This is a genomic window from Parabacteroides sp. AM58-2XD, assembly GCF_003463685.1.
Taxonomy (GTDB): Bacteria; Bacteroidota; Bacteroidia; order Bacteroidales; family Tannerellaceae; genus Parabacteroides; species Parabacteroides segnis.
The window spans coordinates 1-22994 of sequence record NZ_QSDP01000104.1 but is presented as its reverse complement, the minus strand read 5'-3'; the positions used below and the strand labels follow the sequence as shown (position 1 = coordinate 22994).

15 protein-coding genes are annotated in these 22994 nt (G+C 43.5%); 14 read left to right on the top strand and 1 reads right to left on the bottom strand.

What is annotated here, in order from left to right; all coding sequences use genetic code 11:
- Positions 1-297 precede the first annotated feature (297 nt).
- From DXA15_RS20175 to DXA15_RS20115, 14 genes are all read left to right on the top strand, one after another.
- Entirely contained in the window at positions 298-1056 is a 759-nt protein-coding gene (locus tag DXA15_RS20175) for a DNA-binding domain-containing protein (RefSeq protein WP_128135221.1), read from the top strand.
- A gap of 166 nt (positions 1057-1222) precedes the next feature.
- Entirely contained in the window at positions 1223-4456 is a 3234-nt protein-coding gene (locus tag DXA15_RS20170) for a TonB-dependent receptor (RefSeq protein WP_128135220.1), read from the top strand.
- Between the two features lie 20 nt (positions 4457-4476).
- A complete protein-coding gene (locus DXA15_RS20165) occupies positions 4477-6381 on the top strand; it encodes a RagB/SusD family nutrient uptake outer membrane protein (RefSeq protein WP_128135219.1) in 1905 nt (634 codons plus the stop codon).
- 30 nt (positions 6382-6411) lie between these two features.
- Entirely contained in the window at positions 6412-7593 is a 1182-nt protein-coding gene (locus DXA15_RS20160; RefSeq protein ID WP_128135218.1) for a DUF4959 domain-containing protein, read from the top strand.
- A 31-nt stretch (positions 7594-7624) separates the two neighbouring features.
- Positions 7625-8752: a DUF4998 domain-containing protein gene (locus tag DXA15_RS20155; protein WP_128135217.1), complete on the top strand. Its 1128-nt coding sequence runs from the start codon at positions 7625-7627 to the stop codon at positions 8750-8752.
- 227 nt (positions 8753-8979) lie between these two features.
- Positions 8980-11511 (top strand): glycoside hydrolase family 2 TIM barrel-domain containing protein, encoded by a 2532-nt coding sequence (locus DXA15_RS20150; RefSeq protein WP_233567481.1) that lies wholly within the window; start codon positions 8980-8982, stop codon positions 11509-11511.
- Positions 11490-11885, top strand: a complete 396-nt coding sequence (locus tag DXA15_RS27105; protein ID WP_233567480.1) for a hypothetical protein — start codon at positions 11490-11492, stop codon at positions 11883-11885. The genes DXA15_RS20150 and DXA15_RS27105 overlap by 22 nt, the downstream gene beginning before the upstream one ends.
- Before the next feature lie 407 nt (positions 11886-12292).
- Positions 12293-14515: an alpha-N-acetylglucosaminidase gene (locus tag DXA15_RS20145; RefSeq protein ID WP_128135216.1), complete on the top strand. Its 2223-nt coding sequence runs from the start codon at positions 12293-12295 to the stop codon at positions 14513-14515.
- Complete coding sequence (locus DXA15_RS20140; RefSeq protein ID WP_128135215.1) at positions 14496-17183, top strand: glycoside hydrolase domain-containing protein; 2688 nt, start codon at positions 14496-14498, stop codon at positions 17181-17183. Before DXA15_RS20145 ends, DXA15_RS20140 begins: the two co-directional genes overlap by 20 nt.
- Before the next feature lie 139 nt (positions 17184-17322).
- Positions 17323-18189, top strand: coding sequence for an AraC family transcriptional regulator (locus tag DXA15_RS20135; protein ID WP_128135214.1), 867 nt, complete (start codon positions 17323-17325; stop codon positions 18187-18189).
- Positions 18190-18331: 142 nt separating this feature from the next.
- The gene (locus tag DXA15_RS20130; RefSeq protein WP_048317509.1) at positions 18332-19024 is read left to right on the top strand and encodes an RraA family protein; all 693 of its coding nucleotides are present in this window, start codon (positions 18332-18334) and stop codon (positions 19022-19024) included.
- Between the two features lie 17 nt (positions 19025-19041).
- Positions 19042-20211 (top strand): mandelate racemase/muconate lactonizing enzyme family protein, encoded by a 1170-nt coding sequence (locus tag DXA15_RS20125; protein WP_048317495.1) that lies wholly within the window; start codon positions 19042-19044, stop codon positions 20209-20211.
- Between the two features lie 4 nt (positions 20212-20215).
- Positions 20216-21010 (top strand): SDR family NAD(P)-dependent oxidoreductase, encoded by a 795-nt coding sequence (locus DXA15_RS20120; RefSeq protein WP_128135213.1) that lies wholly within the window; start codon positions 20216-20218, stop codon positions 21008-21010.
- Positions 21011-21262: 252 nt separating this feature from the next.
- Positions 21263-22816, top strand: a complete 1554-nt coding sequence (locus tag DXA15_RS20115; RefSeq protein WP_128135212.1) for a sodium/sugar symporter — start codon at positions 21263-21265, stop codon at positions 22814-22816.
- On the opposite strand, the gene DXA15_RS27100 is transcribed toward DXA15_RS20115, so the two are convergent.
- The coding region (locus tag DXA15_RS27100) for a hypothetical protein (protein ID WP_233567478.1) at positions 22776-22994 on the bottom strand (219 nt) is incomplete at its 5' end. The two genes, DXA15_RS20115 and DXA15_RS27100, sit on opposite strands and share 41 nt — an antisense overlap.

The window sequence follows — 22994 nt, the reverse complement described above, 5'->3', positions numbered from 1 at the left end:
ATTCTAATTTTTGTCTTTACAAAATTCCTGATTATTTGATGAAAACTTATCCTGTTTTCCATAAAGTATTATGGAGAATACGGATTTTATTTTCTAAAAAAAGTATACAAAACGGAATCGCCATAGAATGGCATTAAAGAAGTCTTCAAATTCTATCTGTCATAAAATCAGTACAATACTATCTATCAAGGATTAGTTGCTATATACTTAAAGAACCATAGTTCTACTAAGACTATGGAAATGATACATATATAATATAAACCAGAAAGGCAACAACCTTTCACAAATTAAACTATTATGCAAAACAAATTAAAAGGATGGATCGCTCCGAATAGCGTTACCAAAGACCCGAATGACAAAATCCTGATTCTTGATCCTGCAGGACATGTAGGCATGACGGAGATTTATAAGGAAATGAGGGAAGAAGATACCGGCTTGCGACCGGAAACTTTAACCCATGTCGTTACCCTTTTCGAAAGGATTGTTGCCCGTTTTCTAATGAACGGATATTATGTGAATACCGGTTTGTTTTATGCTGTTCCCCGCTTCTCCGGAGTCATAGAAGGAGGACGTTGGGATCCGACAAAGAACAATATCTATGTATCTTTTATCCAAGACAAAGTGTTACGTGAAGAAATCGCCAAAACGGATGTTGTCCTTCAGGGAGAAAAGAATGATGTCATGTACATTCTGGAAACAGAAGATAAGAAAACCAAACTGAAAGACGGTTGTATGACACCGGGACGCAACTTTGCTGTTCGTGGTGCGTTTTTGAAAATAGTGGGTGAGGATGCTTCTGGGGGTATTGCCATCCGCAATAAAGAGAACGATGCCATTACTAAAATAACCGAAGATATGTTTGCCACCAACAATCCCTCCGAACTGATTTTTTTAGTACCTACGGAACTGACCGATGGTGAATATGAACTGACCGTTACCACACAATATACGAAAGGCACTGGAGTAACATTGAAAACACCTCGTTCTGTATCAATTCCAGTGTATGTAGGGACAAAAAGTGGAAGTGATGAAAACGATCGTCCGGAAATAGAATAACCGTGACGTAATAACAAGCAATACTGTCTCTTGTATGGAGATACCGGTGTCGCCCTATGGGAGATAACCTTATCTACATAGCGGAGATAGTACTGTCTCCACGCAGAAGTAAAGGTGAAAACAACAAGAATATCTTAATCTATATTATTAATTAAAAGTTTACATTATGAAGCAAAAGGTACTCTTAGGACTTTTGGTTCCTCTGTCGTTAGTCTCTGTCTCTCTGGCTTTTGCGGTCGAAGATATGTCGGCTACAGAAAAGAGGAACGTTCCGATAAGTCGTAACGATGAGAGAACAAACAGGATGGAGCCGATAGTCGGCCATGTTCAACAAAACGGGAAAAAGGTTAAAGGAAAGATCTCAGATACCGGAGGGGATCCGCTTCCCGGAGCCACAGTACAAATCAAAGGCAGTACGAAAGGTGTGATTGCTGATGTAGATGGAAACTTCGAATTCGATGGTGTTAAAACCAATGAAATATTAGTCGTTTCATACATTGGCATGGAAACTAAAGAATTAACCTATAAGGGCGAAGGTTTCTTGAACATCGTGATGGAGCCCAAGGCTGACCAATTGGAGGAAGTAACGGTTGTCGCTTTTGCCAAGCAGAAAAAAGAGAGTGTGGTTTCTGCCATCACAACGGTAAAGCCGGCAGAGCTGAAAATACCAAGTAGCAATCTGACCACAGCTTTTGCCGGTCGTGTGGCAGGTTTGATATCCTATCAGACAAGCGGTGAACCGGGAAAGGATAATGCGAACTTTTTCATTCGGGGGATCACGACATTCGGGGCTGAAGCTAAAAAGGACCCGCTGATTTTGATTGATGGTATCGAATTGGGAACAGAAGACTTGTCTCGTCTGAATACCGACGATATTGCCAGCTTTACGATCATGAAAGATGCTACAGCTACGGCTTTATATGGGGCACGTGGTGCCAATGGCGTAATCTCTGTAACAACCAAAGAAGGACGTGAAGGTAAGGTCTCTGTTAATGTTCGTGTGGAAAACTCGTTTTCAACTCCTACCGAGAAGATAAAACTGGCAGATCCGGTCACTTATATGCGGATGCATAATGAAGCCATCAAAACACGTGATCCGATGGGGTTGGCATTGTATACCCAAGAAAAAATAACCATGACCGAACGTGGCCTTTATCCGAATCTGTTCCCTGCAACAGATTGGTATGATACCATGTTCCGTGATTTGACGATGAACCAACGTGCAAATATTAGTGTAAGCGGTGGTGGTAAGATAGCCCGTTATTATGTAGCGGCCAATATGACACGCGACAATGGCAATATGAAGGTTGACAAGCGTAACAACTTTAACTCAAATATCAATTTGATGAAATATACGATCCGTTCGAACGTGAATGTGAACTTGACAAAGACCACTGAATTGGTTTTGCGTATGAGTGCGGCATTCGATGATTATTCAGGTCCGATAGGAGGTGGTAGCACCATGTATAATTATGTGATGCAAGCCAATCCTGTTTTGTTCAAGCCTTATTATGAACCGGATGAACAGTATTCTTATGCCAAGCATATCTTGTTTGGTAACTATGGGGATGCTAATTATATCAATCCCTATGCTCAGTCATTAAGAGGATATAACGAATACAGCAAGAACACGATGTTGACTCAGTTTGTTGTGAATCAGAATCTGGATATGATAACCAAAGGTTTGACAGCAAGCGTACTTGTTAATATGGATCGTTATTCGGAATATACGGTGAATCGAGCATATACCCCTTTCTATTATAGCATCAGTTCCTTCGATATACAGGATCAGTCTTACAAGTTGAGCCGTTTGAATCCGACAACCGGAACAGAATGGATCAATTATCAACCGGGAGAACGTAAAATCAACAGTAGTGTATATATGGAAGCAAAAGCGGAATATACCCGTTTGTTTAATGATAAACATAATGTGAATGCTTTGTTTGTTTACACGATGCGTAATCAGAAATCTGGTATTGCGAATAATCTTCAATTGTCACTACCTTATAGAAATATTGGTTTGGCCGGTCGTATGGCTTATAACTTCGACTCTCGTTATTTCGGGGAATTTACTTTCGGTTACAACGGGTCGGAACGTTTTTCGAAGAATAACCGTTGGGGATTTTTTCCATCAGGAGCATTGGGTTGGATGGTTTCCAATGAAGGATTTTTCGAGCCGTTGAAGGATGTATTTCCCCAGTTTAAATTTAAAGGATCTTATGGTATGGCCGGACAGGATCAGATAGGTAGTGGAAATGACCGCTTCTATTATCTTTCGGATGTGAACATGGGTGCAGGTTCTTCCGTTCATTGGGGGACTTTGATGGATTATAATCCTGGCGGAGTAGCGTTTAATCGTTATGCCAATGATGAAATCGGTTGGGAAACTTCTTATAAAATGAATGTCGGTTTTGAAGCAACGACTACTTTTGGTTTGTCGGCTAATGTGGAATATTTTACCGAACGAAGAAAAAACATCCTTTTGAACCGTATCATTCCGGGAACAATGGGTATTGTACCGGCTGTAAAAGCCAATTTGGGTAAAGCGAAAGGGCATGGTGTCGATATGGAATTTAATTATGAAAAGAGTTTCAATAAAGATTTATGGATGACCGGACGTGCAACCTTTACGTATGCAACCAGTGAAGCAGTTGAATGGGAAGAACCGGACTACAGTGCCACTCCTTGGTTATCGAAAGTTGGCAAATCATTAGGACAGGAATGGGGATATATAGCCGAACGTTTGTTTATAGATGATGAAGAAGTAAAAAATTCACCGACACAATTCGGAGAATACAAGGCCGGTGATATTAAATACCGGGATGTGAATGGGGATGGAAAAATATCAGAATTAGATAAAGTGCCTATCGGTTTCCCGACAACTCCGGAAATCAACTATGGTTTCGGTCTTTCAGCCGGGTATAAAGGATTTGATGCCTCTTTCTTTTTCCAAGGTTCCGGACGCCAGTCATTCTGGTTGGATCAAAAGAAGATATCTCCTTTTATCGATGGAAACTCGGGGACAGACCATGACGATGGTATGACCGGACAAAATCAGGTATTACAGGTTATCGCAGATAATTATTGGTCTGAGAGCAACCGTAATCCGTATGCTTTCTGGCCCAGATTGTCCAGTCAAACCATATCTAACAATAATCAAACCAGTACCTGGTTCATGCAGGATGCGACATTCCTTCGGTTGAAGTCGGTTGAAGTCGGTTATACACTACCGAGAGACTTGCTCAAAAAGATCAAAGTACAGAATTTCCGCGTGTATGTCAGTGGAACGAACCTCCTGTGCTGGAGTAAATTCAAGCTATGGGATCCGGAAATGGCAGGTAATGGCTTTGGATATCCGATTCAGCGTGTTTTTAATGTCGGCATTAACTTAGGATTCTAAAACAATAAAAACGAAAGAAAATGAAATCAATATTTAAATATATTTTATGCACATGTGTGGCTGTCACTGCAACATCCTGCGACTTTTTGGATGTCGTTCCGGACAACATTGCAACGGAAGAACACGCTTTTGCAGATCGTTATACGGTCGAAAAATATTTGGCAACCTGTTATTCAAAGTTTCCGGCTACAATGAACAGAAATGCAAACCCTGCTATTTTCGGTGCTCTGGAAATGATTTTGAATACGGAATATGATACGGAAAAAGGTATGCAGTTCGGATTAGGTTTTGATAATTCGACAAGTGCCCTTATCAACTATTGGGGTACTGGAGGATTGTATGCAGGGATTCGTGACTGCAACACTTTTATGAAAGGAATTGTCAATGTCGAAGATCTGGACGAATACGAAAAACAACGTATGATTGCCGAGGTTAAACTGATAAAAGCCTATCTGCACTTCTATTTGTTGTCGTATTACGGTCCTATTTGCCCGCTGCGTGAAAGTCCTCCTGTGACAGAATCGACTCAGGGAGTTCGTGTTTATCGTGAGAAAGTAGACGACTGCTTTCAATACGTTATGGATTTGATCAACGAAGTGATAGATAGTGAAAGTTTACCGTTAGTACTTACCAACCCAGCATCGGAACTAGGTCGTTTTACACAACCGGCTGCTCACATGCTAAAGGCTAAAGTGCTATTGTATTGGGCCAGCCCATTGTTTAATGGAAACACAGATTATAATAGTTTTTTGGATCATAATGGTGAACCGTTCTTTAACCAGGTTTATAACCCTACCCGTTGGACGGCTGCGGCAGAAGCATGTAAAAAAGCAGTAGAAGTGAGTGAAGCGGCCGGTATCCGTTTATATCAAACATCAGACTATGTAGCAACAAAACCGCTGTCCGATCAAACGTTGTTGGTACAAACATTAAGAGGTGTGATTAGTCACAGATGGAATCCTGAACTGATTTGGAGCAATACGGCTTCGATTGTCGGCGGTGGTTTCCAATCCGAATGTTTCACTTATTTTGAAACTTCCACATCATTGGGTAATGTACTGCAAAAAATGAGTGTGCCTTTATCGACAGTGGAACGGTTTTATTCGAAAAACGGTGTTCCTATTGAAGAAGATAATACGTATGATTATGCCAGTCGTTATAGTTTACGTGTCGGTGATGCGGAACATCGCTATTATATTCAGCAAGGCGAACAAACGGCAGCTTTGAATTTTGACCGTGAACCACGTTTCTATTCTACTTTAGGATTTGACAGAGGTAAATGGTATGGAAATTCTTATAAGAATATGCCGGATGACGATGCTGAATGTTTGTTCCCCAAAAATCGTTTCGGGGAAGTGTCTACCGTTGGAAATCCGGGACAGTACAATGCAACCGGTTATTGGCCTAAAAAACTGGTTTCCATCAATAGCTCTTTCCGGGATGCCAACAGTATCACTTGGGAATCTTATCCTTTCCCTGACATGCGTTACGCAGATTTGTTGTTAATGTGCGCTGAAGCTTTGAATGAATCGAAGGATGCACCGGATGCCGAAGTGTACAAATATATCGATATGGTACGCGAACGTGCCGGTCTTAAAGGCGTTGTCGAGTCTTGGGGTAAATATTCCAAACAACCGAACAAACCGACCACGAAGGAAGGAATGCGTGATATAATCCGACAGGAACGTAAAATAGAATTGGCATGTGAAGGTTCTTATTACTGGGATAGCCATCGTTGGAAAACTGCTCTGGCTGAGCAAAATCGTATCATTGAAGGTTGGAATATCAATGCTTCAGATGTTAAAAACTATTATACACCAACTGCCATTTATGAGCAATCTTTTGAGTTTAAAAACTATTTTGCTCCTATACCTGAGTCTGAAATAGTAAAGAATCCGTTATTAAGACAGAATATGGGATGGTAATTATTAATCTATATTATTTATGATATACGTATGAATACCAGATATTTAAAGTTTACATTATTACTTCCGTTTCTTTTTTCTTGTTCAGAAAAAGAGCAGTTACCGATTAGTGAAAGCTTAGGTAAGCCGGGAGTTGTTACAAATGTTGTAGTTGAACCTACAGCCGGTGGTGCTGTTGTCTCATATAAAATTCCTAATACAGAAGATTTGTTGGCAGTGAAATGTTTATATACTACGACTAATGGTAAGGAATATGAGGTGACTACCTCATATTACGAAGATAAATTAGCGATCCAGGGTTATAATGATACTTTGGAACATACAGCAACTCTTTATGCGGTAAATCGTGCTCAGGAATTGTCAGATCCGATAGAAGTGAAGTTTACCCCATTAGAATCTGCTTTGACTAAAGCTGTCAAATCAGTAGCAATTGAACAAGACTTTGGCGGTGCACGTTTTAGCTGGAGGAATCCGGAAAAAGCTCCTCTTAATATTGAATTTTTAGCTCCGGATTCTACCGGGCAAATGTCAACCATGAATATTATGATGAGTGATATTGATGAGAATGTTTACAACATCAGAGGGTATGCTCCGGAACCTAAGAATTTCTCTATGATAATAAGCGATAATTTTGATAATTATTCCGATACCCTCACAGCAGAAGTTATTCCTTTGTTCGAAGAAAAATTGAACAAAAAGAATATGCGTGTAATGAATTTGGCAAACGATAAAAGTTTGACGAATTGGGAAGGAAAAGACGCTTATATATTAGACGATGACCATAATACTTTCGGATGTTTTATTACGAATGCTTTACCAGGTGCTCCTGCTACTTTCGATTTAGGAACTGTTGCTAAGCTGAGCCGATTGGTTGTGCATCAACGTATTTATAATTATGGCGTAAACATTGCTTATGGTCATGGTAATCCAAAAACATTTGAAGTGTATGTGTGTGACCACGAACCGAGTCAAAGTGGAGATTGGAGCGAATGGACTAAAGTAATGGACTGTGAAATAGTGAAACCTTCCGGATCTCCAGGTTCTACCGTGACAGATTTGGATATGGATGTCGCTAAAAACGGACATGAATTTTCGTTTGACATATCCCTGACTTCGGTACGATATGTGCGTATAGTCTTTATGTCTGCTTTCGGAGGAGCGACCTTCTCGAATATTGCTGATGTTGACTTTTATGGACAAATCGAAGAATAATGTGTAGTATCAACAAATTAACAAGAAAATTATGAAAAGAATATATAGTTTAGCGATACTGGCTACTTTCATTTTATCTTTCACTTCTTGTGAAGATTTTATGGATATGCACAAAGAGTATATAAAAGGTGGTGAGATTATTTATGCTCCCAAACCTGATTCTGTATACTTTATTGCAGGTAAAGGACGGGTTTTATTTAATTGTCGTACTTATAATGCCCCGAACGTCCGTTCTATAGATGTGTATTGGAATGACGGACTTGACTCTTTGATTATTCCTGTTGAACTGAAAACTGGTTATGATAGTATTTCTGTTATATTAGATAATTTGGAAGAAAAATCTTATACATTCAAAATACAGGCAACAGATAATTTTGGACATAAATCTTTGTTTATGACTGATTTTGGAACTTCTTATGGAGATACTTATCAAGCTACATTGAATGATCGTCTGGTAGAAAGCTTGACATTGTCGGATCAGGAAGGAACAATCAAGTGGTATTATGCACCTCAATATTTGGTTCGTAGTGAAGTGCGTTATGTGAAAAAGAACGGTTCACAAGCAATAGTAAAAGTCCCTTCTACAGATGATTTAGTTCAATTACCGGATGTAAAGCCGGGTTCTACCTTTGAATACAGGTCTTTGTATATCCCGGAAGAAGTAGCGATCGATACATTTGCCACTGCGTGGAAAGAATATGAAACACCTTTCCCGGCAGAATATAAATACGACCGTAGTTCATGGGAGGTTTTATCTGTTTCTGATGTTTCTACGTCGGAAGGTGGTGGAATGGCTACATTGATCGATGGGGATTTAAGTACCTATTGGCAATCTGCTTATGAGGGAGGAGATGCACCTCTATCTCATTGGGCTGTGATAGACATGCAAACACCGAAAAATATTTCTAGGGTTGAATTGTATCGCAGGACCGGGAATAAAGATACCAAAAGTATAGAGCTCTATGTCTCGGACCATCCTGATGCAAATGCTGCCGGTTGGATAAAAATAGGTACTGTTGTGTTTGAGGAAGGTGACAGTTCTTCAATTACAATACCCGGATCTATAGATATGAAAGGGCGTTATCTGAAGTTGTTACTTTCGGATAGTAATCGTGAACCCTATACGAGTGTAGCTGAGGTCTATGTTTATGGTAAATAGGGAAACAGAACCCGAAGTACTATAATCGATCAAATAAAGGGCCATTCTTAATAGTAAGTTAAGGATGGCTTTTTATTATGCCTGTAGTTCCGATTTTGATGCATTTCTTGCAAATTAGTTCCGAATAAAAGTCTTATGTTTATACTATAGTCAGGGCCGAAAAGAATAAATGTCGTTAATTTGCACATGTAAATTGTATTGATATCATTTAAACACAAAATACCTATATGAATGTAAGAAAACTATTTTACTTACTGGTTTCGGTTTTATGCCTGCAATCAGTTTGTGCTGCGGATTTTACTGTTCCGCGTCTTTCCCCTTTACCCATCAAGGTGGAAAAGCAGAAAGTACCTTTAGCTGGGAATTGGCAGTTTAACCCTTCTCCCGAAAAAGAATTCTGGAAGAAAGGAAGTGTTAGTAACTGGAAGAACATAGAGGTTCCCGGCGAATGGGTGATGCAGGGTTTTGAAGTCGAGAAGGGGAAGGCCGCCGGTTATTTCCGTACGTTTACTATTCCTTCTGCTTGGAGTGGGCAACAGATCAAGTTGCGTTGTAACGGCATATACAGTGATAGCCGGATTTATATAAACGGAAAAGAGGCCGGTTCTCATTTAGGTGGTTTTACGGCTTTTGAACTGGATGTGACGGATTTGGTGCAGGTAGGAAAAGAAAACCGTATTGCTGTCTCTGTCATTTCGGAAAGTCTTGCCGATTCGACATCCAGCGCTTCGCAATATGCCGTTCATCCATTGGGTGGTATAACAAGAGATCTTTATCTTTTTGCCTTGCCCGAAGTGAATCTTTCGATGTTCCATGCCAGTACATCTTTCGATACTTCTTATGTCGATGCCGTATTGAAGACTAATATTGAAATAACGAATGAATCGTCTGCCGTAAAATCCGGTTTGTCCCTTCATTTTACGTTGAAAGATGCAAATGGAAAAGAAATACAACTGAAAGAGAATGCTCGTCCGGTTCAAAACATGGCGGTGGGAGCGACGGAAAAGGCAGAAATATCTTTTGATATAGCGAAGCCGGAAAAATGGGATTCCGAGCATCCTTATTTATATACTCTTACCTGTCAGCTGAAAGAGGTAAAAAAGGTATTGCATGAAACCATGCGCCGTGTCGGTTTCCGGCAGGTGGAAGTTCGCGGAAACCAGATGTTCATTAATAATATGCCGGTAAAACTTCGCGGAGTATGCCATCATGAGGTCATGCCGTTGCGGGGGCGTTCCGTGAATGACGATATGTGGCGGAAAGATGTGGAACTGTTCCGCCGTGGAAATGTAAATTATTTCCGAACCTCTCATTATCCGCCCGATGAAGCCTTGCTGGAAGCCTGTGATGAATTGGGAATGCTGGTAGAAGTGGAAGCCCCTTTCTGTTGGGCACATAACACGAATGTACCGGAAGATATGCACGATGCTGTATTGGTGAACCAGCATGTCGAGATGGTAAACCTGAACCGCAGCCATCCTTCCGTTATCATGTGGTCGTTAGGAAATGAATCGTTGAAGTATGCCGAATATTTCAAAAAGGCGGGTGAAGTCGTGAAACAGATGGACCCGACACGTCCGCGTATCTTTAGCCAGTGGGGTCCGGATGCCGATAACGGCGAACTTGAAGTTACCAATCATCATTATCCCGGACCGACCGGACCGGATAAATACCGTAACAGCAAGCGTCCGGTTACTTTTGACGAATTTTGTCATCTGAATGCTTATAACCGTTTGGAACTGGCTGCCGATCCGGGACTTCGTAGTATGTGGGGACCTTTGTTGGATAAAATGTGGAATGATATGTATCATAGCCAGGGTGTTTTAGGTGGTGCGATATGGGCAGGTATAGACGATACATTCTTTTTGCCGGGAGAAAAGGCGGTCGGTTACGGAACTTGGGGACCGATAGACGGATGGCGGCGTGAAAAGCCGGAATATTGGGGAATGAAGAAAGCCTTTAGTCCGGTTAAGATCATACAGAAAGGAAATATGTCGGCCGACGGTATTGTCCGTTTCCATGTGGAGAACCGTCATAATTTCAGTGATCTGTCGGAATGTTCCATCGAGTGGAAAGCCGGTGGAAAGAGCGGCAGGATAACAACCGATGTTGCTCCCCGTTCGGAGGGAGAGTTCGAGGTTCAGTTACCGGAATCTTTACGGAATACGGAGATGCTTGAATTGACAGTCACCGGCGTTCGTGGTTTTGTGATCGATGAATACTGTTTCCGTATTTTGCCGGAACAGATCAAGCCGCAGGAACAGGGGCAGTCAGGAAAACTGTCTTGTAAGGAAAAAGCCGATGTTATCGAGATTCAGTTAACAGGAGGAGCATTTACTGTGGATAAGCGTAACGGATTGTTGTCTGCCGGTCAGGGAGGAAATACTATATTGCTGCAATCACCTGCTTTGATGGTACTGCCGTTGAACGGAGATGGTGAAGGTGTCCAGATGATCGGTAAAGACCAGAAGTTCAAGCCATATAACCCAGTCTGCGAAAATTGGGTAGCTCAGTCTGTTACCTGTCTGCCGGGCGATGAGCTTATTAGCATAAAAGTAAAAGGAATTTATAAAGAAGCCGAGGTATATTTGAGTATCGTTTTCATAAAAATGGAGAAGTCACTTTTGTCTATGACTTCACTATGCTTCAGGATATATCTCCGAGACAGACTGGACTGGTATTTTCTTTGCCTTCTTCTTTTACTCATCTGGATTGGAAACGGAAAGGATATTGGAGCGTGTATCCGGAAGACCATATAGGAGCATTGACGGGACAAGCAGAAGCATTCGATTCCTCATTGCCTGTATCCGGACTGGCAGGTCCTTTCAAACAGCCTGTAAAATCCTGGTCGTATGATCAGACGGCAGCCGGTTCAAACATGTTTCGTTCTACGAAGGAGAATATTTACTCAGCCTGTCTGAAAGACAAATCAGGACAATCTATCACAGTGAAATCCGATGGGACGCAGTATGTCCGTGCCTGGATAGAGGGTGATGCGATTCGTTTATTGGTTGCCGATTATAACAATCCGGGAAAGGAAAACTTCCTGATTCCTCATGCCGAGAAAGAATACAGGCCGTTGCGAAAAGGTGATAAAGTACAGGGGAAGGTAACGGTTTCTTTTCATCCGTAAAGACAGATCTAAGATACCAGAAAAAAGGTCCGGTGTTTTGAAATGTTAAGACAGGACTTTTAATTACGAAATAAGGGACTTTTGAATTCAAAGGTCCCTTATTTTTTTCAGAGATATTTATCTTGTTAAAATAGTATTAATACTTCGGTAAACTTTTACTGAAACTTTAAAATTGAACATTAGAACGGCTTAGAAGAAAATCAGTGGGGATAGACATATAAGTTAGGCTTCCCCGATTTTCTAGTGGCAGTTTTTGATGAAAAAACTCCTCTCTCTCTGTTTATTTCTCATCTTTCAGTTTTCAGGCATCTGTAGAACGTATAAAGTAAGTTTATTTGCGTATCCTTATAGGGTAAACGGGCTTTTCTACGTCTAGTAATATATAAATAATTATTAAGATTTATACCATGAGAATTGTAAGTAAAGTATTTTTGCTTTTTTGTTTTTTATCTCTGATGTCTTGTCAGAAAGACCCGCAGATACAGGCTGCTTATGACTTGATCGAACGTATTACTCCGGGTTATAGTCAACAGTTTAGTCTGGAACTGATAGAGTCGGAGAACGGGAACGATGTCTATGAAGTGGCCGGGGAAAACGGCAAGGTTGTGTTGCGGGGGAACAATACGGTATCGTTGGCAACAGCTTATAACCAGTACCTGAAATATCATTGTAATGCCCATGTCTCCTGGTTCGGCGATCAGTTGAATTTACCGGCGACATTGCCTGTTCCGGTTGAGACGACACACCGGATAATTAACGGTAAGTATCGTGTCTATTTTAATTATTGTACCTTGAGCTATACCGGTGCCTGGTGGGATTGGGAACGTTGGCAGCGTGAGATCGACTATATGGCTATGAACTCGATCAATACACCTTTGTCGGTTGTCGGTTTGGAAGGTGTTTGGTATAATACATTGCTTCGTTTCGGTTTTACGGATGAGGAAGCACGTTCTTATCTGGTCGATCCTGCCCATTTTGCCTGGCAGTGGATGCCTAATATCGAAAGCTTTGGCGGACCGCTGCCGAAATCATGGATCGATTCGCATATTGCTTTGGGTAAACAAGTGGTAAACCGTCAGTTGGAATTAGGCATGACACCGATACAACAAGGTTTTTCCGGTGCTGTACCTCGTAAGATGATGGAAAAGTTTCCGGAGGCAAAGATACAGAAACAACCGGATTGGTATGGATTTGAAGGTATCTGTCAGTTAGATCCGCTGGATCCGTTGTTTACGGAACTGGGAAAAGCTTTTTTGGAAGAGGAACAGAAATTATATGGAACCTACGGACTCTATGCTGCCGATCCTTTCCATGAAAGCAAGCCGCCTGTGGATACACCTGAATATCTGAATGCAGTAGGGGCTTCTATCCATAAATTGATGAAGACGTTCGATCCGGAGGCGTTGTGGGTGATGCAAGCCTGGAGTTTCCGGAAAGATATTGCATCCGTTGTACCGAAACATGATTTACTCGTATTGAGCCTGAACGGAGCGTTAGGGGGAGAAGATCATTTTTGCAACCATGATTTTGTTGTAGGTAATCTGCATAATTTTGGTGGGCGTGTCAATCTTCACGGAGATTTGCCGCTGGTATCATCCAATCAGTTTATGAAAGCGAAACAGGAAACGCCGAATGTGGTAGGTTCCGGTTTATTCATGGAGTCGATCGGACAAAATCCTGTATTTTATGAGTTGGCATTTGAAATGCCGGTCCATCAGGATTCGGTGAAGTTGGAAGAATGGTTGAATAAATATGCGGAACGTCGTTATGGTGCTTTTTCGGATGCAGCCAATAAGGCCTGGGAGTTATTGCTGGCGGGTCCTTATCGGGCCGGAACGAATGGAGTCGAGTCCAGTTCGATCATCTGTGCCCGTCCTGCTGTGGATGTAAAGAAGTCGGGGCCGAATGCCGGTTTTAATATTCCTTATGATCCGCAATCATTGATAGAAGCTGAAGTATGTTTATTACAGGATGCGGAACAATTGAAAGGATCTGGACCTTATCGTTTCGATATTGTAGATGTACAGCGTCAGATTATGTCCAACCTGGGACAGGAAATACATAAAAAAGCTGCCGAGGCATTTAAGAAAAAGGATAAAGAGGCATTTGCTCTGCATTCCGGACGTTTCCTCGAGTTATTAAAAGATGTAGATCTCTTGCTTCGTACCCGTACAGAGTTTAACTTTGACCAGTGGTTGACTGATGCACGTGCCTGGGGAACGACCGATGAAGAACGCAATTTGTTTGAAAAGAATGCCTCTTCACTGGTGACTATCTGGGGTGGACAGGTCGATGTACGTCAATTCGATTACTCATGGCGTGAATGGACCGGTTTGATCGAAGGATATTATCTGCAACGTTGGAAACAGTTCTATAATATGTTGCAGGGACATCTCGATAACGGAACGATTTACAGGGAGGAAGATGCAAAGATGGATTTAGGGCGTCAGGCTTTCCGTGCGAATGAGTTTTATGATTCGTTGGCTGACTGGGAGTTGGCTTTCGTTGATCGTCCGGGTAAGGCCCGTACTCTGGTAACGGAAGGAGACGAAGTGGCTGTTGCCCGTCGAATGTTGGACAAATACAAACAATTATCAAAAGAATACTACAATGTTGAGAAAACAAATTAAGTATCTGATGGTGTATTCGCTTCTGGCCCTGCCTTGTGTTATGCAGTCGCAGGATGATGTAACGAATGCCTTCGATGACTTGAAAAGACAGGGTACGGTGAATGAGCAGGACTCGGAAATGCGCCGTGTGGCTTCATCTGATGCGGTGAAGAGGTTGATACAAGAAAACCCGGAAGCCGGTTACTTCTGTTTTACGGAAGACCGGGAACACGATATCCGTATGACGGATGCAATCCCTGTGCGTTGGGTGGAACGGTCGGTTGATTCGCGGACAAAGTTCCGGGGCGACTGTCTTCCGGGTGAGTTCTATACCTGGCAGGTAGGAATCTTCGCTCCGTATGAAACCTTGTCGGACGTATCTGTTATCTTCTCTGACTGGAAGAATGAAAAGGGAAATAAGATTCCGGCTTCTGCTTTCCGTTGTTTTAACTTGGGAGGGACTGATACGAATGGCAAATCTTTTAAAAAGACGGTGAATGTTTCCAAAGGAAATGTGCAGGCATTATGGATCGGTTCCGATGTACCTGTAACGGCAAGCGGCGTTTATAAAGGAAAAGTTACGATCAAAGCTGCTGATGCCAAACCGGTAGAGATCGCATGTGAATTGACCGTACAAGGTTCTCCCATCGCCAACCACGGAGATAACGAAGGATGGAGGAAAACCCGCCTGCGCTGGTTGGATTCTTCCATCGGTAACGCCGATGAACCGACGGCTCCGTATGTCCCGGTTCAATTACAGAAACAAACGATTTCCTGGTTGGGAGGAACGATGGAGCTGTCGAAAGAGGGCCTTCCTCAATCCCTTTCTACCCGTTATGATCAGAGTAACCAGTTGAATGATCAGAGCAATACTCCCGTTCTGGCAGGAGAAATGCGGTTCGTGATAGAAACGGAGAATGGCGAAGAAGTGCTGAAACCCGGTTCCCTGCGGATCACCGGACGGAATAATGCGTCGGTAAACTGGATAGCTACCCGGAAGAACCGTAATTTTGAAGTACAGTGTTCCGGTAAATTCGGTTTCGATGGTCTGGTCGATTATCAGATACAGGTGAAATCGTTGGGAGACGTGAAAGTAAAGGATATCCGCCTGGAAGTACCTTATACTTCGTATGCTGCCAAATATATGATGGGATTGGGACATAAAGGTGGTTTCCGTCCGGATTCTGTAATTAACTGGCAATGGAATGTCGACAAACATCAGGATAAGATCTGGATGGGAAATATAAATGCCGGTCTGAACTTCTGCTTCAAAGATGAAAACTATGTCCGCCCGCTGGTGAATATCTATTATGGTTTAGGTAAACTAAACCTGCCTGCTTCGTGGGGAAATGCCAATAAGGGCGGTATCGACATTCTGCCCGATAAAGACGGTACAGTCCTGATGACGGCCTATAGTGGTGAACGGACTATGCAGAAAGGTGATGTTCTTCATTATAATTTCAATATGTTGGTTACTCCGGTGAAACCGCTTAACTTGAAAGAACTGGCAGAAAAACGTTTCTACCATTCCAACAGCGATGTGAGTGCCGGTTATATCCCTGCTGCATTGGAAGCAGGTGCCAATATGATTAATATCCATCATAAGAAAGATGTATATCCGTTCATTAACTATCCTTATTATGATGAAGCCGTTCCGGACCTGAAACGTTTTATCTCGGATGCACACAGCAAAGATCTGGATGTCCGGCTTTATTATACGACCCGTGAGTTGACGGTGAAGATTCCGGAGTTATGGGCGTTACGTAGCCTGGGTGGTGAAGTGATCCATGACGGTCCCGGAAAGGATGCCCGTACGCTGATTCATCGGAACGGTCCTCACGAATGGTTGAACAAGAACCTGACGACTCATTTCATTCCGGCTTGGTATAATGCTTTTAATGAAGGTAAATATGCCGGCGATATGGATATCTCGGTTATTACTACCCCTGATTCCCGCTGGAACAATTACTATCTGGAAGGTTTGGATTGGATGATAAAGAACCTGGGACTGGATGGTGTTTATATTGATGACAGTGCTCTGGACCATCAGACATTGCAACGTGCCCGCCGTATTATGGATGCCGACGGAAAGCGCCGGCTGATAGATATCCATTCCTGGAACCATATGAACCAGTGGGCCGGTTATGCCAATTCACTGCATCTGTATCTGGAACTGTTACCTTATGTGGATCGTACCTGGATCGGTGAAGGTTTCCCTGCAAGCAATACACTGGATTTCTGGCTGGTGGAAATGTCCGGTATTCCTTTCGGCTTGATGAGTGAGACGCTGGATGCCCGGAACCTATTCAGAGGGATGGTTTACGGAATGCTTCCCCGTTTGCCATGGAGCGGAAATCCTGTTCCGCTTTGGAAACTTTGGGATGATTTTGGCATGAAGAATGCACAGATGAGAGGCTATTGGGACGAACGTTGTCCGGTGAAAACGGATAATAAGGACATCCCGGCTACTGTTTATGTGAATGGTGATAAAGCGCTGGTGGTACTGGCAAACTGGACGGATATGCCTCAGACGGCTAAAATCACACTGGATGAGGAGTTGCTCGGATTCAAACCATCTTCTTATACCTTACCTGAGATTAGAAATACACAATGGGAAGGAAAACTGTCTTCCTTGAAGCAATGTGAGATTATGGGAAGAGGCGGAATGATTATTTTACTGGAAAAATAAAGGAATATACAGGGTTGTTCCGATTTGTATAAGTTAAAGGGCTGAAAGATACCATTTCGGTCCTTCTTTTTTCTTCGAAGTGTAAAATCCGGTACTGTCTTTTCTCTATCTTTGCTTCAGAACAAGGGAAAGGAATATCATGGATAACAAGACAACAGAACAGTCTCTTTGGGGACTTTTAGAGGGGATAACGGAGAATCTAAAATATAAACGTCTGGCAGATGTCTTTCGTTTCGTCTCTTTCCAGCCGTTTGAAACATTCGGTCCTCACCAGCATTTGCGCATCGAGATCAACTATGTAAAGAAAGGCAACTGCATCCTTCATCTGGAAAACGAAAGTATCAGTTTCAATGAGAACGAGATGATGATTATCTGTTCGAATGTGGAACATACCTTTGAAGCAGGCTCGGAAGGAACGACACTGATGCAGCTGGAATTTCTACCGGAGATATTCTCCCGTTTCAATCCGCATGCACAGGATGAGACAGGCGAGCTGACTCCCGTAACGATCTTTTCGGAAGAGAACCATCTGATTAAAATCGTGAATAATGTCCGTATCATGCGGGCTGTCCAGCGCATTGTAAACGAGATGAACCTGAAAAATAAATACTATCAATACCTGGTGGTGATGTACTATGCGGAACTGCTGATTCTTATCTATCGTTATATGGATGAATCTTACTTGCCGATTTGTACAAATGAGTCGCTGAAAAAGGCAATTTCCTATATTCGTATGAATTATCAGACCGATATATCCATCAGTGATGTGGCCGGGCAGACCGGAGTAGGCGAACGGTACCTCCGTAAACTGTTTGCACAACACTTGAATCTTTCCCCGCTGGATTATCTGAATCAGATCCGTATTAACAAAGCGATTGAATTGTTGCGCAATACGGAGATGTCGATTAAAGAAATCTGTTTTATCTGTGGGTTCAAATCACCGCAATACTTTTCAAGGGTCTTTAAACAGCAGATGGGGATCACGCCGCGGGAAGTTACCAAGTAGTTTCCGTTTTGTACACATTTTCTTCGTAAAAGGTCCTTCCTGCATACGTTGAGATATGAATTTCGGGCTGACTTTTTGTATACTCGGGCTAACTTTGTGATCAGTAATCATTGAATAATTTATACTGATAAACTATATGGATATGAAAGAATGGAATGATGATAAAGCTCTGTTCTCTTTGATAAAGGAGGAGCTTTATACCGCAGTAATCGGTGACATAATGGATAAGATGGGATATACCCGTCAGTTCCTTCCTCCGCAGATTCGTCCGCTTCGTGATGATATGCTGGTGGTAGGGCGTGCTATGACCGTGCTGGAGGCTGATGTGCTGGAACATGGTAAAGAGTGCGGAGAAAATCCGTTGCTGAAACGCTCTTTCGGGTTGATGCTTGAAGCGTTGGATGACTTGAAGGAAGATGAAGTGTATGTTTGCTCCGGTTCGTCTCCCTGTTATGCTTTATGGGGAGAGTTGATGAGTGCCCGTGCTATCCAGTGTAAAGCGGCAGGCGCAGTGGTCAATGGGTATTCCCGTGATACAAAAGGTATTTTGGCGCTCGACTTTCCTTGTTTTTCTTACGGACCTTATGCACAGGACCAGGCGCCGAGAGGAAAAGTAATTGATTATCGTGTGCCTATCGAAATGGATGGTGTGCGGATTAATGATGGCGATGTGCTGGTAGGAGATATCGACGGTGTGTGTGTCGTACCCCGCAGCATTGAAGAAGAAGTCTTTACCCGCGCCCTTGAAAAAGCCCGCGGCGAGCGTATGGTATTAAAGAAAATTCAGGAAGGAATGAAAGCACGTGATGCTTTCGATCAGTTTGGTATAATGTAATTAAATCGGAATAGACAATGAAAATCACAGATGTTAAAGTATGGTTGGTACAAGGTATCAAATACAACTGGACGCTACTTAAAATATATACAGACGAAGGCTACACCGGTGTCGGTGAAGCAACCAACTGGCCCGGGAGCCCGATCGTTTTCGAGGCTGCCAAACATGTGGGGCAGCGTATCATCGGCCTCGATCCGATGAAAACGGATTTTATCTGGACAAAACTTTATCGTGACCTGAACTGGATCGGCCCGTATGGAGCCAGCCTGTGTGCTATCAGCGGTATCGACATGGCCTTACTGGACCTGAAGGCGAAAGTGTTGGGTGTTCCCTGTTATGAATTGCTGGGAGGTGCTTATCGTAAAGATATTCTGTTGTATGCAAACTATTGGTTTACCGGTGGTGGCCATAATGCAAAAGATTATACGGAGCAGGCCCTGAAAGTAAAAGAGGCAGGATTCACCGGATTGAAATTCGACCCGTTTGCACATACCAATTATTTCTATGGCGAAGACCTGGCCTCAAATCTGACTTTGACAGCCGAGCAACAGGACCTGGCTTTCGATGTATCGAAAGCTGTCCGCGACGCGGTTGGACCGGAGTTCGATATTATGATCGAGACGCATGCCATGCTGAACTACCGTGTGGCAGTGAAGATGGCCGAACGGTTGGCAAAGCTGGATATCACCTGGTATGAGGAACCTGCCGGCCCCGAAAGTTCCCAGACTTTGCGGGCTATGCGTGAACGTATCCCTTCGGATGTGGCCATCTGTGTGGGAGAACGCCATTATACCCGTTTCGGTATTCGTTCTTTGCTGGAAAAACATGTCTGTGACGTGATTATGCCGGATATTACCCGTTGCGGAGGCCCTTCGGAAATGAAACGGATGGCTACGATGGCGGAAGCCTATAATGTGCTGATTGCACCTCACAATCCGAACGGGCCGTTATCGACACTGGCTTCTTCGCATGTGTGTGCTGCGATACCGAATTTTTTCCGTCAGGAGTTTATGTTCAACGATGTTCCCTGGAGAGATACGGTGATCGACCATCCGATTGCCGAAATGGTTTACGACGGTCATCTGCATCTGTCCAATCGTCCCGGCTTAGGCGTCGACCTGGTGGAAGAGGAGATGGAGAAACATCCGGGTATTATTACGAACGCTCCCGATAACTTCTATATTTAAGCGTATGAGTTTTATAATAGACTATACAGATAAAGTGGTGCTTGTTACCGGTGTATCATCCGGCATAGGATTGGGTACGGCTATCGAGTTTGCAAAGGCCGGCGCCCATGTTGCCGGATGTTCCCGGAAAGAGCCCGGTGATACATGTGCGGTTGCCTTCCGGAAAGCCGTAGAGGCAGAGGGGGTACGGGCTTTATACAGGCAGGCAGATGTGACCTGTCCGGAAGACCTGGAAGCGCTGGTTCGGGAAACGGTCGATACTTTCGGGCGAATAGATATCCTGGTCTCCAGTGCCGGAGTGAATGTTTTTGAGGGAGCCGAGGGGTGTACCGAAGAGCGTTGGCAGTATAACCTGGATTTGAATCTGGCTTCCCATTGGCGGTTGTCAAAGTTGTGTAAACCTTATCTCGAAAAGAGTGGGGAGGGCGTTATTCTGTTGATGACTTCCAACCATGCGTTCGGTACGATACCCGGATGTTTCCCGTATAGCGTTACCAAGACGGCGATAACAGGACTGGTGCGTAACCTGGCAATTGAATGGGGGCCAGCCATCCGTACGGTCGGTGTAGCACCCGGTTTTATTGATACGGCGGGCAACGATACCTGGTTTGACTCTTTTCCGGATGCGGAGCAAGAACGTCGGAGAACGATTAACCTGCACCCGGTTAAACGGATTGGCACGGTGGACGAAGTGGGCGCACTTTGTGTCTATCTGGCATCTCCCAAAGCCCGGTTTATCAGTGGAACGACGATTCTGATGGATGGAGGACGTTCGGCCTTGATGCAGGATGAATTTTAAATGATATTGGAGTGAAGCATATAAAAACATCCCATTAAAAATGCCTCATTAATCAGAACGGCATTTTCCGGGATTATCCATAATGTCTAACTAATTAGTAAGGCATTTTCCGGAATGGTCAATAATGCCTATTTGATTAGAAAGGCAATATAATAGATGGTTAATAATGCCTTTTTAATTAGCGAGGCATTTTTAGGGGAAGTCTTCGATCTTATTTTCAGAAAAAGATATAGAACATTAAATATTGATACCATGAATACTATAGACCTGGTCATTTTTATCGCCTACTGTGCCCTGATCCTGTTCGTCGGCCTGTTTGTCTCCCGGAAGAAAAAAGGGGAAGAACGGGATGCCGGCGATTATTTCCTGGCGGGGCGCGGACTGGCCTGGTGGGCAATCGGTGCTTCGATTATTGCTTCTAATATTTCGGCGGAGCAGTTTGTCGGCATGTCCGGTTCCGGTTATGCAATCGGGCTGGCAATGGCTACTTACGAATGGATTGCGGCACTGGGATTGATTATCGTCGCCAAATACTTTATTCCGATATTCCTCGAAAAGAAGATATTTACCATGCCCCAGTTTCTGGAGGAACGCTTCGATAAACGGGTCAAGACTGTTATGGCTGTTTTCTGGCTGGCTGTTTTCATCTTTATCAACCTGACTTCCATCCTTTACCTCGGTGCACTGACGATCGAAAAGGTGATGGGTGTCCCTATGATTTGGGGCATTGTCGGACTGGCGGCTTTTGCCGGAATTTATTCCATTTATGGCGGACTGAAGGCGGTGGCGCTGACCGATGTCATCCAGGTGGTATTCCTTATAGGCGGAGGATTGATAACCACTTATATCGCATTGAATATGCTGGGTGGCGGAGAAGGTATATGGCAGGGAGTCACGAATCTTTATACACAGGCGGAAGATAAATTTCATCTGATTCTCGACAAGTCGCATCCGAGCTATAAGGATTTGCCGGGTATCTCTGTTATTGTCGGCGGACTGTGGGTTGCCAACCTTTATTATTGGGGATGTAACCAGTACATCATCCAGCGTGCTTTGGCGGCCAAATCGGTAGGAGAGGCGCAGAACGGTATGTTGTTTGCCGGGTTTATCAAACTGCTGGTTCCTCTGTTGGTGGTGATTCCGGGGATTGCGGCCTTTGCCCTGAATGCCCCGTTGGAGAAGTCGGACGAGGCTTATCCGTGGTTGCTCAGCAATCTGCTGCCTGTGGGAGTGAAAGGGATCGCTTTTGCAGCACTGACAGCGGCCATTGTCAGTTCGCTGGCCTCGATGATGAATAGTATTTCAACTATTTTCACGATGGATATTTACCGCTCTTATTTCAGGAAGGATGCCGGACAGAAGGAGTTGGTGTTGACCGGGAGATGGGCCAGCTTCGGGGCGTTGCTGATTGCGGTATCGATTGCTCCGATGTTGTCGGGGCTGGACCAGGCGTTTCAATATATCCAGGAGTTCACCGGCTTTATCAGTCCGGGGGCATTGGCTATTTTCCTGGCGGGGTTCTTCTATAAGCGGGCGACGGCAAACGGGGCATTGGCTGCGGCTCTCGGTTCGTTTGTGTTTTCTATGCTGATGAAATTCCTTTGTCCCGAATTACCCTGGCTGGACCGTATGGGGATTGTTTTTCTGCTTTGTTGCGGCTTGATTGTCCTGTTGGGCAGCGGCAAACAGATGAATGAGGAATATACCACCCATCGTCCCGGTTTGTTCCGTACCAGCCGGCTGTTTAATGTGATGTCATTGATTGTCATTGCCATATTGGTGACGTTTTATTGCCTTTGGTGGTGAAGAAAATAATGAGCCAATGTGGCAATATGCCAATGTGCCAATTTAGAAATAATTGAACTATCTGTTTATTGACTGGTTGTACCTGTCTCCCCTCTTGAGAGGGGGTAGGGGGTGTGTTAAAGCCAGTCAATAAAACAAGCCTTGTTACAGGTTTATTTGCCGTCTGCTTCAGCTGACG

Coding starts and splice junctions, on each gene's coding strand:
- DXA15_RS20175 (WP_128135221.1), top strand. CDS start 298: ATGCAAAACAAATTAAAAGGATGGATCGCTCCGAATAGCGTTACCAAA.
- DXA15_RS20170 (WP_128135220.1), top strand. CDS start 1,223: ATGAAGCAAAAGGTACTCTTAGGACTTTTGGTTCCTCTGTCGTTAGTC.
- DXA15_RS20140 (WP_128135215.1), top strand. CDS start 14,496: ATGTTGAGAAAACAAATTAAGTATCTGATGGTGTATTCGCTTCTGGCC.
- DXA15_RS20120 (WP_128135213.1), top strand. CDS start 20,216: ATGAGTTTTATAATAGACTATACAGATAAAGTGGTGCTTGTTACCGGT.
- DXA15_RS20130 (WP_048317509.1), top strand. CDS start 18,332: ATGAAAGAATGGAATGATGATAAAGCTCTGTTCTCTTTGATAAAGGAG.
- DXA15_RS20165 (WP_128135219.1), top strand. CDS start 4,477: ATGAAATCAATATTTAAATATATTTTATGCACATGTGTGGCTGTCACT.
- DXA15_RS20155 (WP_128135217.1), top strand. CDS start 7,625: ATGAAAAGAATATATAGTTTAGCGATACTGGCTACTTTCATTTTATCT.
- DXA15_RS20150 (WP_233567481.1), top strand. CDS start 8,980: ATGAATGTAAGAAAACTATTTTACTTACTGGTTTCGGTTTTATGCCTG.
- DXA15_RS20135 (WP_128135214.1), top strand. CDS start 17,323: ATGGATAACAAGACAACAGAACAGTCTCTTTGGGGACTTTTAGAGGGG.
- DXA15_RS20115 (WP_128135212.1), top strand. CDS start 21,263: ATGAATACTATAGACCTGGTCATTTTTATCGCCTACTGTGCCCTGATC.
- DXA15_RS20125 (WP_048317495.1), top strand. CDS start 19,042: ATGAAAATCACAGATGTTAAAGTATGGTTGGTACAAGGTATCAAATAC.
- DXA15_RS20145 (WP_128135216.1), top strand. CDS start 12,293: ATGAGAATTGTAAGTAAAGTATTTTTGCTTTTTTGTTTTTTATCTCTG.
- DXA15_RS20160 (WP_128135218.1), top strand. CDS start 6,412: ATGAATACCAGATATTTAAAGTTTACATTATTACTTCCGTTTCTTTTT.